Origin of the sequence: Bacillus inaquosorum KCTC 13429 (assembly GCF_000332645.1) — a bacterium.
In the GTDB taxonomy this organism is placed as follows: Bacteria; Bacillota; Bacilli; order Bacillales; family Bacillaceae; genus Bacillus; species Bacillus inaquosorum.
Window position 1 is genome coordinate 228,923 of the sequence record NZ_AMXN01000003.1, and the last position, 16,099, is coordinate 245,021.

The window sequence follows — 16,099 nt, forward strand, 5'->3', positions numbered from 1 at the left end:
CTCTCCTTCCAATACTCTCGTTGAGAATCCTTTAATCCTGACACATACGTTTCCACTCTCATCAAGGACATCGATATCCGCTTTCTGAACAATCCCCCCGGAGAGATCACTGTCACTTAAGCGAGCATATGCCCACATAGCAGAGGAACATCCTTTGATCACCTCAAGCTCTTCAAGCGCAAATGGCAAAATCAGCTTTTGATCCGTCAATTCCTGCATGATGCATATTGTTCCCGTCTGCAAGGCGGAGTCCATGATACTTGGGTGCAGTACAAACTGTTCCTTCGTTCCAGAAACGATTTCTGGGAGCTTCAGCTGCGCCAGAACCTCTCTGTTTCCTATATCAACATTCTTAATTCCTTGGAAGGCCGGACCATGGAACATCCCTCTCCTTCTGCCTTCTTCGTAAAATTGACCAGGTGACATCTTTCCTTTGCCGCAGCGGCGTGAAATTTCAGCGAGATCAGTGACCGGCGTTTCGGCGGCAGATACCAGCTCCGCGCTGCCTTGACTATGAATAACCAGGTCGGCCCCGTCTTCCTGTGTACTGTAAATCTCAAAAGTGATTTTCCCATCTTCTTCAGGAAAGAGACCGATATCCACTTGAGCCGAATGTTCGTCAACCACAACAGGCTGAACCCAGACTGTATGATTCAATCTGATTCTGACCCCCTGGCCATTATTGCTTCCCGTCGCCTGCTTGATAGCCGCGTGCGCCATTTCAAGGTACGCAACACCAGGGAGCACCGGTTTTCCTCTTACCACATGTTCTCTCAGAAAGAATTCTTCACCAGTAAAAACAGAACTGAATTTTTGTTCAGAAAAATCAGATGTATTCTGATGGAGCAGCGGATGGATGGAACCGATCTCTGTCTGATTTCCGGATATCTGACCCGACGGCTTGCGGTCATCCTGCGATGGCCAGTATCGTTCTTTTGCAAATGGATATGTCGGCAGACTCATTCTGTATGGGCGCTGACCTTTGTAAAGCTGCATCCAATCCATATGCGCTCCCTTGCTCCAAATCTCCGCAAGCTTGTTTACTTTTCCTTTGGCCATCCACTTACGGATCAGTTCCGCGCTGTCCTCGTCCTCCGTCAGCCATGAAATCTCCCTGTCATTGTGCTTACTTCCTTGAAAACAGCCTTCAATCGCTGTTTTTCCATTGATAAAATCTGTGAGCTTTTGTTTTAACTCGTTCACATGATCGGCAGTAAAGGCAACGCGATGCTCCATCTCTTCCCGCCCGACTTGTAGGGTATACGCAAAATCAGGCAACTGTCCGTCCTCAAGTCCTTTTCTTTCCAAATAGGCCAGAATATCCTGCACATACTCTTGCAGCCTCTCTTTATTTTTGGCCGAGATCGGTATGATGCAGGTCCCGTCTATCTTTCTTTTGTCAGAATCTCTTTTGTATTGTTCGAAAATCGCATGAGTGTTTGTCCCGCCAAGCCCGAACGAGCTTAGTGCAGCCCTGTGCGTTTTGATCTCACCGCTTAACGTTTTCTTTTGATCGACGACGTAAAAAGGAGAGCTGGATAAGTCTGTATTTGGATTCGGCACCTTATAATTGAGGCTCGGTGCAAGCTCCTGATGGTAAAGACTCATCACGACCTTAATGCAGCCAGCCAGACCGGCGGCCGTATCTAAATGTCCGATATTGGTTTTCACCGACCCAATGCCGCAAAATTGCGTTTTATTTGTGTATTGCCTGTAAACGTTTGTTAAAGCTGCCAGCTCGATTGGATCTCCCAGCTTCGTTCCGGTTCCGTGCGCTTCCACATAGCAGATGGATTCAGGCTGAATCTTCGTTTGATTCATGACCTTTTGCACCACGTCAGCCTGCCCTTTGACACTCGGAGCATAAAAACCGACTTTGTCAGCGCCGTCGTTATTTACACCTATGCCTCTCAGCAGAGCATAGATATGATCCCCGTCCTTTACAGCATCCGCTGCTTTTTTCAGCAATACAACGGCAACACCCTCACCGCCTATCATTCCGTCAGCTGAAGCGTCAAAAGCTTTAATATGTCCGTCGCTCGAAAAGTTCAGTCCCGGCTGATGCATATATCCGATATTTGACTCGGTATGCAGTGTTGCACCACCTACTAAAGCATAAGCAGATTCCCCCGACTGCAGGCTTTTATAGGCAGAATGCAATCCAATCAGAGACGATGAGCAGTTGGCGTGGACGAAATAGCTTGGCCCTTTCAGCCCGAGCTTATGAGAAATCATTGTCGGAATCGTCCCGCTCTGCGCAAGCACCCACGAGACATAGCCGTCAGGCGTTTCCAGACTTTCTGTTGTATCGGACGGCAGCAGCGCGCGGTAAGAATTATTGCTTGCCGACATAAAAACACTGGTTTGCGGAATCTGTTTCACAGCATAACCGGCATCTTCTATTGCTTTCCATGAATGAGTCAGCAGCATCCGAAGCTGCGGGTCCATAAATTCAGCGTCTTTAGGAGAGATTTGAAAGAAGCTTGGGTCAAATCTGTCTTTTCCATCAATTGAAGATTTAGCCGGGACGTATCCGGCATTCTCCGCGATCTCCTCTGAAATACCAAAGCGCTGAAGCTCTTCCTTACTGAAAAAAGTAATGCTTTCCTTGCCGTCTCTGAGGTTCTCCCAAAACTCATCATGATTTTTCGCCCCTGGAAATTCACACGATATACCAATAATCGCTACACTATCCTCATAATAATCTGGGAGATTGCTCATCTGGGTGGACTGATCTATATAAGCAGCCGGTTCTGTTGGCATAGAGGCGCTTGTATCTCCCATTCGCTGTTCAGTGATGTATTGGCTGATATTTTTGATCGTTGAGTACTCAAACAGGTCTGTGACAGAAAACTCACAGGATAGCTCATGTTTGATGCGATCAGCCACAGTAACCGCGAGAAGCGAATCCCCGCCAACATCAAAAAATCCGTCTTCCCATTCAATGTCACTCATTTTCAATACATCCTGCCAAATGGCGAAAACAGCTTCCTGAATGTTTAAAGGAGAGATCTCCCTTTGCTTTGGCTGCTTCGCAGTTAATTCGTTATGCTTAAGACTGTTTCTGTCTATCTTTCCGTTCGGTGTCAACGGCATATGGTCAAGCTGAATAAAATAAGAAGGCACCATATAGGCAGGCAAAACGTCTTTCACATAATGACGCAGCTCCCTCGCCGCAAGAGATGCATTTGCATCTTTAGTTGTATAATAGGCAGCAAGCTTATCCATTCCATTCTCCTCAGTTGCGACAACGACGCAGTCCTGAATGCCGGGATGCTCACTGAGCCTGCTTTCAATATCGCCAAGCTCAATACGGAATCCGCGTATTTTCACTTGATTATCGATACGGCCTATATATTCAATTCGTCCTCCCGGAAGCCAGCGCGCCATGTCTCCCGTTCGATAAAGCTTCGTTCCAGACTCAAAAGGGCTGTCAATGAATCTCGAATTCGTTAATTCTTGCTTTTTGTAATAGCCCTTCGCCACGCCGTCCCCTGCAATGCAAAGCTCACCCGGGACACCAGCCGGAACTGGAACAAGCTGAGAATCCGTAATGTACATTTGTGTATTGGCGATAGGCTTTCCTATCGTAGCAGGAGAGGATTCTTCGTTAATGCGCTGAACCGCTGACCAAATTGTTGTTTCTGTTGGCCCGAACATATTCCAGGCTTCGCTGCCCGTATGTAAGAAATATCGTTTTAACGCCTCAGGCAAAGCTTCGCCTCCGCATAGAATTTTCACTCTCTCTTCATTTTCCCAGCCTGCATAAAAGAGCATCTTCCATGTAGCGGGGGTTGCCTGCATAACTGTCGGTTTGATCGTTTGGATGTCTCGTTTCAGTTTTTCAACGTCTTTTGTATGTTCCGTTTGACAAATATGGCAGTGTGCCCCCTTTATCAAAGGCAGATATAACTCCAGGGCAGCGATATCAAAACAGTAGGTTGTGACAGCGAGCATTTTATCCTCTGGCGAAAGACCCGGCGTTTCTCCCATTGAAACGAGAAAATTTGTCAAAGCTTTATGCGGTATCATTACACCTTTTGGCTTCCCTGTGCTGCCGGATGTATAAATGACATATGCCAAGTTTTCCGGCGTGACAGTGCGTGTAAGCCCTTTTCGATCAGAGGCAGTTTGAGCGATGTCATCCCAGTCTTTATCTAACAGAGCAGTCTTGACACCGTTCCAGCGTAAAGTATTTACTAATTCTGATGTCGTCAGCGTTATGGAAACTTCACTGTCTTCCAGCATGTATTCCAGTCGCTCAGCCGGATAGGACGGGTCTAACGGCACATATGCTCCGCCAGCCTTGAGAATCGCCAATAATCCCACCAGCATGTCCAGCGATCGATCCACATAGATTCCCGCCAGACGGTCAGGTCCCACTCCATGCGCCTGCAAATAAATGGCCAGCTGTGTACTTCTTTCATCGAGCTCCCGATACGTCAATGTTTGATCTTCATAGCTGACAGCCGCTCTATCAGGCGCCTTTTTCGCCTTCTGCTCAAATAATTCATGAAAACAAGTATATGGATACGTTTTGTCAGTGGCGTTCCATGTTTTGAGAATCATCTGCTCCTCTGCTTCAGGTAACAAAGAATACTCTTTTAACGGCTGAGAAGGATTCAACATCGCCTGTTCTGTTACATAAACAAAATGATCGAACATCGCGGATATAGAAGCCGCATCAAACAGCCCGGTATTGTATTTGATATTCAGCTCCATTTTTTCTTCTGTTTCCCACAGTTCAAATACTAATTCGTATTCACCCTCTTGATGAATACGCTCAACGAAATCGACAGAAAAGAAATCAGCATAGCGGCTCAACAAGTTTTGATAGCTTCCAGATTGAAGAAAATTCTGATAGAAAAAAGCGGTTTGAAATACTGGTGAACCCGTTTGGCTGCGAGGAACATTCAAATCCCTCACCATTTTCGGAAAAGGATAAGCTGCATGATCAAGCCCATCCAACATGGTGAATTGCAATTTTGAAATAAATTCAGAAAAAGTGTCTGCCGGGTTCAGCTCACTCCGAATCGGGAGCATATTGAGAAAATGTCCAATGGAAGCATCAAATCTTTCTTCCGGTCTCACCATCGCCGGCACGCCGACAATCTGTTCCTTTTGGCCGGTATAACGGCCCAGCAGCATCATATAGCAGCTCAAGAATACCGTCGAAACATTCACAGATTGCTCTTTCGCAAACGCCCTGACTCGATTCATGAAGCCACTGGACAGCTGTCGGGTGTATGTATCCTCTTCAAACTCAGAATCGGCTGAACTTGTACTGACCTTAGGCAGCTGAAGATTCGGCAAAGTTCCCGATAGCTGTTTCTGCCAGTATGAACGATGCTTCGTACCGTCTTTTCCGGCAAGCATGTTCTGCTCCCATGCCGCAAAATCATGATAAACGGCAGGAGAAACTGCTATTTCCGGCTGCTGCCCTTCTAAAAGGAGCTTATAGCTGTCAAACAGACTGCGTATAAATGTGACGGACGAAACCCCGTCAAAAATCATATGGTGAATGACAATAAGCAAAAAATGCTCTTGATCAGATCTGGAAAAACTCATGACACGCACTAACGGGCTGTTTTCCTTTACATACGGTTCCTTTACTTTCTTTCTAAGAAAAGCAGGAATATCAGACTCTTTCATACCTGAGATGTCTTCTGTCTTGATTTCAAGTGAAAGCGCTGGCTCATTTTTAAGAAATGGCACTCCGTCTTTCTCTTGGATGACGTGCTTTAAGATCGGATGCTGCTTCAATACAAGGCCGAAAGCCTCTTGTAATGTTTTAAGGTGAAGCCCTGACGAGAATCGAAAACAGAGAGGTACGTGATATGCACTTTTTTCAGGTGACATTTTCTGCAATGTCCATAATCCTTTTTGAACCTCAGAAAGAGGCTGAAAAGATGCCTGAATCCTTTCCTGTTCCATTTTGGATGTGCCAGTGTCCTCTCTGTCAGCAAACAAGCTGCTGATGTCTTCATGTTCAGATAGATAGCGAGCCAAGCGTTCAATCGTAGGATATTTATGTATCTCTCTAGCTGTGAGTTTGATGCGGTATTTTTTCTCGATCGACCGAATGAGCTTCATCATCTTGATAGAATTCACTCCAAGACTCTGGATAGTTGCATTTGGCTCTACCCAATCACGGGAAACGTGCAGCTCCTCAGTCAAGCAGCTGAGCAGATGCTCCTGTATCTCTTCCCTTCTTCTTATCGCATGATCTGCTTGCTGTATCTCCCCGTCCTGTACCGCATCGTTCATCCGGTTGGATTTATGAAGCAAGTAGTCGAACTCCCCATTTTCAAATGAAGTTTTCAGCTGGGTGCGCTGGATCTTCCCGATAGCCGTTTTCGGAATCTCTTCTTTTTGTACCGGCAGCAAATATTCTGGAGTAACTCCGATCGCCTGTGAGACATGGGATTGTATCTTTCTAAGAAGCTGAGACATCTGCTCATCATTCATTTTTGCGGAAGTAACAAAGAAGATTGCCAGCTGATCCGTTGAATTCTGACCCACGCGGACTCCGCAGGCAGCTGTATAAGAAGTTTCGATTTCCGGTAATTCTTCAACAGCAGACTCAATCGCATGACTGTAGTAATTAATCCCGTTAATGATAATGGCATCTTTCGTGCGCCCCGTAATGGTTAAGCGCCCGTTTCGCAAAAAGCCAAGATCTCCAGTTTCAAACCATCCATCTTCTGTAAACACACTCTCATTTAAATCTGGGCGCCGGTAATAACCGCTTGTAACGGAAAGTCCTGAGACTTGAAAACGGCCAATCTCCCCTTCCTCAACCACTTCATTTTGGTCATTCACAATCCTCATAGAGAATCCAGGAATCGGGGAACCTATTTCAACAAAATGATCGTTATCACTAGTTGCAGCCCGGGTAAACTCATGAGAGAAAATAACGCCGGATGAAGTTTCGGACATTCCCCATGCAGGTCGGATGGCATCAGCAGGCAATCCATGAGGTTCTAAAAGCTCAAGCATTCTGCGCCCTACCTTGGCTACCATTGCTTCGCCGCCATTGAGCATGTAACGCATTGAGGACAGATTCCATTTCCGATCTTTCATTTCTTCTGCAAAATCAGTGACAAGACCGAACGCAAAATTCGGCGCCCACGTAACAGAAGCACGGTAATGATCAATCCAATCCAGCCATTTCAGCGGCTCCATTAAGATCGTTTCACTTGAGACGTTAATTTCTTGGCAGCCAAGATAGACATCCCGCAAATGCAGCATCCCGATGCCCCCGACATGATCAAACGGCATCCAGTTAAATGTGATATCGTCTCTGGTGAAGCCTTGCATTTGAATAATCCCTTTCACCATGCTCATAATGTTTCGATGATTCAGCATAACCGCTTTGGGCGTTCCCGTACTGCCAGAAGTCAGCAATAAAAGCGCTAAGTCTTCAGGACTGGATTGATGCCAATCCGTCTCTGCTTCAGCACTGAGCAGATCCTCTACAGCAATTGCACGGAATCCTTGAAGGCCTTGCTCTCTTGCCCAATCGAGCATTTCCTGGTGCATGTCCTGATCAGTAATTACCGTCGGCTTGTCAAGAAGCGTCCATGCGTCTTTCAGCTTTTGAGTCCCGCTGCTCGATTCAGCGTACGTTGGCGGAACGGCTAACGGAGCCGGAACAATGCCTGCTAAAACACACCCCCAGAACGCAGGGAGAAGCTGTGAATTGTCGCCAAGCTGCAAAATCACGTTTTGTTTTGCTTTCAGGCCTGATTGGCGGAGCCCCTTCACGATACGCAGTGCATCATTCCACAATCGTCCATATGATTGGTACACTTCAGTTCCATCCGGCTGCAAATAAATGATTCCCTTTGTATCCCCAAGCTCCGCAGCCGTTCTGTATAAAACTTCAGGTATTGTTGCCGGCTGCTCTTCAGATATATGTAAAGGCTCACCATAGCTGACAGAAGGGTTAGCTAATATGCGGGTATTATCATTATTTCTCATCGCGCTGCCTCCATTTCACCTGCAAATTTTTATGTAGGTTCTCAGTTAATTTCCATACATACCTTTGATTCTCGTTTTGACTTCGTCATGATGAAATGTTTTCTCATGCATCATTAATTCCTGTTCTATGACGTGCGGCAGCTGCTCACGAAGCGGGGCCACCAAATGATCTTTTAATGTAATCAATGAGTTTCTCGGCTTTTCCGCCAGTTCATGCGCCAGCTCCACCGCATAATCTACTACTTCCGCACGGGGCAGCACTTTAAAGGGGACCCCTCTTTTTTCAAGATCAGCTCCGCGGTAGCTGCCCGCATTCATTAATACTTCCTGGGCCAGGCTGAATCCCAGTTTTTTAGGGACGATAAAGGTAGCGCCCATTCCAGGCGTAAATCCGTATTTCATAAAATTAGCCGTATACACGCTCTCTCTGCTTAGAATGACAATGTCAGCAAAGAGCCCCATGACAAAGCCGCCTCCAATTCCGTGGCCCTGCATGGCCGCAATGACTGGAATCTCACAATCCAGCGCCAGAGAATAAAGATTGTCATCCGTGAACTTGGTCAATCCCTGCTGAATTCGAAGCAGTCCTTCTTGTGTTCCTCCTGAAGCAAAATAATTATCATATCCCGTCAAAATGACCGCTTTATAATCTGGTTTCTGCCGAATGAATTTAAACGCTTGAATTAAACCGTCTGTAAGTTCTTGTGAAAACGCGTTTTTATGTGTGCGGTCATGCATCTTTACCTGAATAATGGCGGGCTCAATTTCGATGAGCTCTACAACAGAATGCGTCATGATGTCCTCCTAACGAGTCCTGATTGTCATCTTTTCAAATGATTACTGTCCCTCCCATGGAAATTGCCCTGTCTCAACATACCTGATGATTCCCATTTGGTTTTGAGGATCAGAAAACATGTCTTGATTTGCAGTTAAAGCGATGGATTTCGAACGGCTGACTTGATGATCAAGTGAGCTGATATACTGTTTATAACGTGCGATTCCTTTTTTATTCAGCCTCCGCAAGCGCAATAAATGCTTTCTTAGCAGCACCTCACTTTGAGCATCAAAGGCATCTATTAACCCCCATTCACTGGCTTCCTGAATGGAAATCGGCTTTGTCATTAGCGTCATATAATGTGCTTTCTGCCAGCCGATCCGGCGGATCAGAAACGGTAAAACACAAGCCGGATACAGACCGAATAACAGCTCAGAGAGACTGAATGACGCCGTTTCATCCGCAATGGCAATATCTGTGGCAGATACGAATCCAAGACCGCCGGCATTGACTTTTCCCCTGACATGCGAAATCGTGACATAAGGGCCAGTCTGCAGTTTCAGCCACAAATCATAGAGAGGCTCTTGGGAGCTTGCCTGTTTTTTGCCGCTTTTCATTTCCTGATAGATTTCTTGAAAATCAGCACCGAAGCAAAACACCTCGGGAAGCCCTTCTAAAACAACAACCGTAACTGATGATGTTTCACATTGGTTTAACACTTGTAAACATTCTTCTATGAGTGTGTCATTTATCGTATTATTCGCTTCAGGACGGTGAAATGTGATGTAGCAAACCGACTCATGGATGCGGACCTTTATCGTTTGATAGGTCACGAGATCCACCTGTACTTCCGATGAAACTCAGAAATTTCTTCTAAAAACAATCGAGGCTTCTCTTGAGTAAACTGCATGATGCCCGGTATCATCTCAAAATCGAGCTTTACATTGCGCGTCCCGAACCGCACCATCCCACTCCCCTTAAACAACAGCTCATACTCATCCATGGAGAGCTGATATCGGCGATCTAAATGCTTCTCAATGCCAAAAGAGCGTTGGCGTTCTTGGCCTTGCGGTGTTGTTATTCCGCTGTAAAATTCAGAACAGCAGCCTGATCCGTAAGAAAAACAGCCGATTCGTTTAGGCGAATCAAACCGCCCTTGGTCTATCGTGCTAGCCAATGCCAGAAACAAGGCAGCTCCCATAATATTTCCAACCCTTTGGCAGTAGTTTAAACCTGGCTTTACCCGATTTAAAAAATCCGTTTCAATCTCAGCTGTTTTCACCTTCGCCACCTTACGCATCATTGTCCGGTGCGCACCTTTCACCATCCCGCCAAAAGGCGTATGGTAAGCAAGGTATTGAAACGTGTCCTGATAATTGGCACCGGGTACACGTTTTTGATATTCCAGAAAGGTTTGTTCACAGCAATCCAGATATGACATTAAAGACAGGTCAGAATCTCCCGCTTCACTATCAGGAATGGGACGGCAGGTATCCATCACTTCATAGCCGTAATAGCCATTTGCTCCCGGATCTATCTGAAACACCTCGGGATTTTCGCCTACTAAAACGGCCACCGCTCCTGCTCCGGCACTCGGTTCGGCATAAGACCAGTCTTCACTTAAAGCGTCTCCGCCCTCAGCGATTAAAAAACGTGAAATATCACTGGCGATAACCAGTGCTTTGGCACCCGGAGAGGTCTGGGATAATATAAAATTCACCGCCATCTGAAATCCCGCTGTTCCTGAATAACATGCCTGTTTAATCTCAAACAAACGGCAGTTGCGGTTCAGCCCTAAATATTCATGGATATATGTACTTAACGATTTCCCAAAGTCGATCCCGGATTCAGAACAAGTGATTAACAATTCAATCCGGTCCTTCTCGGCTTCGGATAAAGCGTCAATAATCGGCTTAGCTGCATTGACTCCAAAGGTCACAGGATCTTCATAAGGCAGTGCTACCGCTTTTTCTTTCATTAATAAGTTTTCAAATCTTGCAGTATCTAAATGTCTGTATTTGGCCAGTTCCATGACATCAAGGTACGCCGTTCCGCCAAAGACATTCATCGCTTCTATTCCGGCTGAAACCATTTATGATTCGCCTCCACATTTCTCAATGTTTTGTATACAAACCGCGGTGTTCATTCCGCCAAAGCCCATGCTTAAGCTCAGCGCATTTTTGATGCGGTATGAAATCGATTTCTCATTTACCCAATGAAAGGAATCATCGATTGGATGATCCAAATTCCGGCTCGGGTGCAGGGCAGATTCTCTCATTTGCAGCAAAACAGAGACAATCTCTACGATTCCCGCCGCGCTGAGACCGTGCCCGGTTATCGATTTTGTTGCGTTGATGTAAGCATGGGAAAGCCGGCATGCATGCAGCGCCTTTAATTCAATTTCGTCCCCAATAAAAGAACCTGTGCCATGAGGATTAATATAATCAATGTCTTCTGGTGAAAGACCGGCACGCTCCAGCGCCTCTTGGATGACATAAATCTCTCCTTCTAAAGAAGGATCGGGATTCCGGTTCCCGTCTAGTTTGATTGACCACCCAGACAATGCTCCATAAGGTTTGACACCTCGGCGGACAGCCGTCTCCTTTCGTTCTATCACCAGGGCGCCGCAAGATTCTCCATAAATAAACCCGTCTCTGTTCTGATCGAAGGGACGGCACGCTTTCTCAGGCTCATCAGCATATTTGTCCGTTCCCATAGCGCCTAAAGCCCTGAGCGCTCCGCATTCTATGTAAGAAAGATCCATTAATGCACCCAGTGCTATGCAAACATCAACCTCGCCTGATAAGACTTGCTGAATCGCATGAATCACTGCTAACTGGCCGCTGGCGGAGGCTCCTCCCACCGTATAAGCTAAGCCTGTGATGCCAAACTGATCTGTGCATAGCCCGCAAAGATCGCTATCCATGAAAGACAGGCCATATGCCGGCGAAATAAAACCAGAGCGGTCTTGATAACTTTCATAAAGCTGTAAGGTTTCTCTCTGCTGAAAATTTGACCCGCCGACTACCAGTCCGATACGTGCAGAATCGACATCATCTAATTCAGCCTCCTCCCAAGCCTCTGAGAGGGTCACCAATGCAGTACGGCTTGAAAATGACGCTTTTCGCAGCAATTTTTTAGAAAGGCGGTCGGGATAAGACAATGACGCAATTTCAGCACCGATAAACCGGCTGTCTTTTTGTCTGCCCGGACGCTCCATGACCCCAAAGGCATGCCTGCCGGACAGCAGCGAAGATGCAAATGCCTCTTTCCCTTGACCGATGGCAGCCGTGACGCCTAAACCAGTCACCACCACCTCAGACAGATTGCACTTTGTCATAAAGCACCTCAGCTAATTCGCCGATGTTTTTCACCCCAGACAGCTCAATCCGGGGAATCTTTAATGATAGATCCTCAAGCACCATTGTGATAATTTCAGCTCTGTCTACAGAGTCAGCTCCTAACTCAACTAACTGATCTTCAGGCTCAAACCTGTGTCCGTCTAATTCAGGTAGCACCTCGCAAATATTGGTGACTAACACTTCAAAAATTTTCTGTTTATCCATAACGCGCTCTCTCCTTCAAGGGATCATTTTAGTGCTGTTTATAGGTATATTTTCATAATATTCGAACGATTAATCTTATGCTGTATGCTTAATGCGACGGTTGATACATTGATTGCATCCGTTCATGAAGCAATGCTGCTGTTTCTGTCATTAATTTTTTTCCGATCTCATCCACATGGCGATTGCGCCAGTTTTCTGATTCCGACCCTTTGACCCATTGATTAAAGGCTCCCAGCGCCGGACCGCAGTGAATTTGGTAATCGACCTTGGAATGTTCGTTGCCGCTGATTGCCAAGTTGGAGCTGTATCTGAAGTACCACCGGAAAATCAAAGCCATTTTATGCTTCGGATTTTGTTCAGCCTTCTCAATTTCTGCTGCAGGATAATGTAATGTCATATCTTCATAGATGTCTTCTATACTGCGTTTGAAGTATTTCTCCTCAAGCTGAGTCAACGTTTTTGCATCCAGCTCACGTATTGACCCATATCGCTGGTACAGTTCATATAACTTGTTTGCCCGCGCCGGAAAGAACACGCCTTTCTTTAGCACTTGTACTTTGCTGCCAGATTCGAACATATCACCCGCAGGCGCATAGGCAGTATCTTGTACATTCATTTGCTGAAGCAAATCCTTTACTTTGTCACTTGTTGCCGCCTCAACTGTACATTGATTGATTGAGCCTGTAACAATAAAATCCGCACCAAGCATAAAAGCTGCCATCGCTGCATCAGGCGTTCCAATTCCTCCAGCTGCACCAACTCTTACTTTTTTCGGATATTGATATTTTTTCATCATTTCATCTCTTAATGATGTCATGGCCGGCATCAGGCTGTATGCCACACCGCTATCTGTATGACCTCCTGAATCAGCTTCCACACAAATATCGTCAGCCATCGGAATGCGCCGCAATAATTCAGCTTCGCTCACTGTGATTTTATTTTCTCCTAAAAGCTTTTGCAGCATATTCTCAGGCGCAGGACTCAGAAATGATTCTGCAACTTCCGGCCGTGATATTTTCGCTATGAGACGATTTGAGCACATGACGTCACCATTGGGGTTTCGTCTCACTCCTTTTGCTCGATACCTTACCAATGCGGGAGTGACACTTAAAAATGCTGAAGCTTCCACATTTCTTACTTGATGCTTTAATAAAAGGTCGATCATCTTTTCTTCTGATTCAGTATGTTTCATATTGTGGACGAGATTTATGCCGTAGGCTTGGCCTTCCCCTAGTTCACCTTGAATGGTGAGGATCGCATCTTCAACCTCATTCAAGCTCAGGCCGCCTGTGCCAAAGAACCCCATCATTCCTGCTCTTGACAGCTTTACTACCATTTCTTTCGAAGCAATGCCGCGGTACATTCCTCCTGCAAGATAAGCATATGTAAGATGATAATCCCGTTTAAACTCAGCATTTCCTAAAGACTCTGCCGTAATCCCAGCTTGAACATTATGTGGATGGTCAGCAGCTTCTGGATGACTTGAAGCAAGTTTCTTTTCGGGTGCATGCGTTAACGGTTCTGCTTCATTTTTAATCCGATGGATGAGACTGGTCAATACAGTTCCAGGCCCGATCTCTTCAAACTCCATTTCTCCTCTTCCCATCAGAAAACGTATGCTGTCCGTCCATTTCACTGTGCTGTCCATTTGTTCAGATAATGTCTCCTTTAACCTGTCCTGATGATATGGCTCTGCATAGACATTGGAAATAACTGGGATATCCAGAGGCTCAAAATGGAATGAGTCAATAAATTTTTTAAATTCCTGTTTTGCTTCATTCATATATCTGGAATGAAAAGCCCCGCTTACATTTAAAACATGAAACAGCTTTACATCCTTGGTGTTTTCAAAAACAATTCGCGCTTTTTCAATCTCTTTTTTTTGGCCGGAAATCACAATTTGCCGGGGCGTATTTTCATTTGCTACATCAATGGCATGAAGACGGTGCTCTTCTAAAACGGCTGTAACTTGTTCCTTATTCAGGCCGATCACAGCAGCCATTCCGCCTCCTGTAATCCGCCCCATCAGTTCGCCTCTTTTTTTGACAAGTCTTAATCCGGTTCCGAAATCAAATGCACCCGCTGCAAACAGCGCATTGTATTCTCCTAAGCTATGTCCGGCCGCAAAATCAGGATTTCTGCCGGTCTCCTCCACTCTCTTCAAATAACTGAGTGCATTGACGACGTACAAAGCCGGCTGCGTGTATTGCGTATGATTTAAATCCAAATAGGATTCTTCGGTACAAAGCTTTTCTATTGAAAAGCCCAATATTTGATCTGCTTGATCTGTCAAATGCCGATATTGTTCAAACAGCCCTTGTCCCATTCCCTTTTGCTGGGAGCCTTGCCCTGGAAAAACATATGTAATCATCTTGTAAACTTCCTTTCTGGTCTACGGAAACACTCAACCGTATTCAGATTTTTCAGCTCCTGATGAAATGGTGTCATGATCGAGCAGCTGCGGTTAGCTGAATCTCCCGGGAGCAGCTGTTTCACAAAAGCAGCTAAGGTGCCGGATGGCCCCAAATCGATAAACCGGCATGCATGCTGACTTTCCAAATATCGAATCGCTTCACGAAATCTCATTGGCTTTCTTACCGCATCCCAAAAGAAATGCTTGTCCATTTCGTGAAGGCAGCTTCCCGTTAAACTCGATACAACTGGTATTGACGGGTTTTTAAAAGATATTGACTTTAAATATTTTGCATAGGCACTTTCTGCCCGATCAATAAGTGAAGAATGAAAGGCATAGGACACAGGCAGCAGCTGGCAAAGAATCTGTTTCTCTTTTAAAACCTCCACGATCTGCTTTATGTTTTCTTCTTCACTAGAAATGACGAAGTGCGAATCATAATTGATAGAAATGAGTTCACTGTTTTCAAATAGTTGTGGATGATCATTCAGTAATTGCGGTTTATCAAGAATGGCCAGCATTTTCCCTTTATCGCAGGATTTTTGGATGACAATAGCCTGTTCAAGTATGCAATTCAGTATATTCTCTGCGTCTGATACACCAGAAACAGCCGCTGATGAGAATTCTCCCAGACTTGATCCCAATACGTAATCAGGATAGATTCCCCTATCTTCCAAAACTTTGTATAAGGAATACTCAACCATAAAGATTGCAGGGTGGGAAAAAAGAATGCTGTCAAACGGATCCGACACACGTTTATCCGGATGATAGATTTCTTCAACAATCGATGCGCCGATGCGCCGTGCTGCAATGGCATCCATTTCAAGCATCGATTGGCGAAACACGATATTCTCCTTAAATAATTCCTTTCCCATATGATAGTACTGGGAACCTTGTCCGGAAAACATAAAAACGAGCGGTTCATTCATGTGCATACCTTCTTTTTTTATATTTATGACGGCTATTTTGATATCTCAACTCATTGTATGCAATACATAACAGCGATTGAGATCCGATTATTTAATCGGTAAGACATGATGTAAAAAAGAAAATGAGAAGAATCAACTTTAGGAGGATTGCTATTAGTGCTCTGGATGCAACTCTTTTATGAAGTGGTCATAGATGTATGTTGTTAGTCTCAAAAATAGATATGACAGGATCAGCAAAGAACATCGACTCTAAATTTGGGTGCGGTTAAAAAGTAGGCCATCTTGATGTGAGAGCGATGGTCAGTCATGATATTCCGGCTGTCTGACATAGTTCAAATGTCTAATAGGGTGTGGATATGTTTGATCAGCCTCTTTATGTAACAGTATATAAAGTTATTCATTTAGAAACAGTGTCTATTGAACGATTGCGTCT

At 45.3% G+C, this 16,099-nt stretch carries 8 protein-coding genes (1 of these 8 only partly in view); all 8 read right to left on the minus strand.

The features are described 5' to 3' along the window. On the minus strand, positions 1–7,983 hold the 5' portion of the coding sequence (locus BSI_RS12075) for a non-ribosomal peptide synthetase (protein ID WP_003238384.1). It extends 7,134 nt beyond the left edge of the window; only the first 7,983 of its 15,117 coding nucleotides appear in the window; its start codon is at positions 7,981–7,983; the stop codon falls past the left edge of the window. 45 nt (positions 7,984–8,028) lie between these two features. After that, complete coding sequence (locus BSI_RS12070; protein ID WP_003238386.1) at positions 8,029–8,778, minus strand: polyketide synthase; 750 nt, start codon at positions 8,776–8,778, stop codon at positions 8,029–8,031. A gap of 42 nt (positions 8,779–8,820) precedes the next feature. Further along, a complete protein-coding gene (locus BSI_RS12065) occupies positions 8,821–9,600 on the minus strand; it encodes an enoyl-CoA hydratase/isomerase (RefSeq protein ID WP_080030820.1) in 780 nt (259 codons plus the stop codon). Then, on the minus strand, positions 9,588–10,850 hold the full coding sequence (gene pksG, locus BSI_RS12060) for a polyketide biosynthesis 3-hydroxy-3-methylglutaryl-ACP synthase PksG (RefSeq protein WP_003238391.1): 1,263 nt from the start codon (positions 10,848–10,850) through the stop codon (positions 9,588–9,590). Before pksG ends, BSI_RS12065 begins: the two co-directional genes overlap by 13 nt. Then, positions 10,851–12,098 carry a polyketide biosynthesis malonyl-ACP decarboxylase PksF gene (gene pksF, locus BSI_RS12055; RefSeq protein WP_032732045.1) on the minus strand — a complete coding sequence of 416 codons (1,248 nt, stop codon included), beginning with the start codon at positions 12,096–12,098 and terminating at the stop codon, positions 10,851–10,853. After that, a complete protein-coding gene (locus tag BSI_RS12050) occupies positions 12,076–12,324 on the minus strand; it encodes an acyl carrier protein (protein WP_003238395.1) in 249 nt (82 codons plus the stop codon). Before BSI_RS12050 ends, pksF begins: the two co-directional genes overlap by 23 nt. Before the next feature lie 88 nt (positions 12,325–12,412). After that, complete coding sequence (gene fabD / locus BSI_RS12045; RefSeq protein WP_003238397.1) at positions 12,413–14,695, minus strand: ACP S-malonyltransferase; 2,283 nt, start codon at positions 14,693–14,695, stop codon at positions 12,413–12,415. Continuing rightward, entirely contained in the window at positions 14,692–15,666 is a 975-nt protein-coding gene (locus BSI_RS12040) for an acyltransferase domain-containing protein (protein ID WP_003238398.1), read from the minus strand. Before BSI_RS12040 ends, fabD begins: the two co-directional genes overlap by 4 nt. Between the last annotated feature and the right edge of the window lie 433 nt (positions 15,667–16,099).

What these genes read in the sequence shown, in the direction of transcription:
- pksG (WP_003238391.1), bottom strand. Translation starts at nt 10,850, where the DNA reads ATGGTTTCAGCCGGAATAGAAGCGATGAATGTCTTTGGCGGAACGGCG.
- BSI_RS12050 (WP_003238395.1), bottom strand. Translation starts at nt 12,324, where the DNA reads ATGGATAAACAGAAAATTTTTGAAGTGTTAGTCACCAATATTTGCGAG.
- BSI_RS12070 (WP_003238386.1), bottom strand. Translation starts at nt 8,778, where the DNA reads ATGACGCATTCTGTTGTAGAGCTCATCGAAATTGAGCCCGCCATTATT.
- BSI_RS12040 (WP_003238398.1), bottom strand. Translation starts at nt 15,666, where the DNA reads ATGAATGAACCGCTCGTTTTTATGTTTTCCGGACAAGGTTCCCAGTAC.
- pksF (WP_032732045.1), bottom strand. Translation starts at nt 12,098, where the DNA reads ATGACAAAGTGCAATCTGTCTGAGGTGGTGGTGACTGGTTTAGGCGTC.
- fabD (WP_003238397.1), bottom strand. Translation starts at nt 14,695, where the DNA reads ATGATTACATATGTTTTTCCAGGGCAAGGCTCCCAGCAAAAGGGAATG.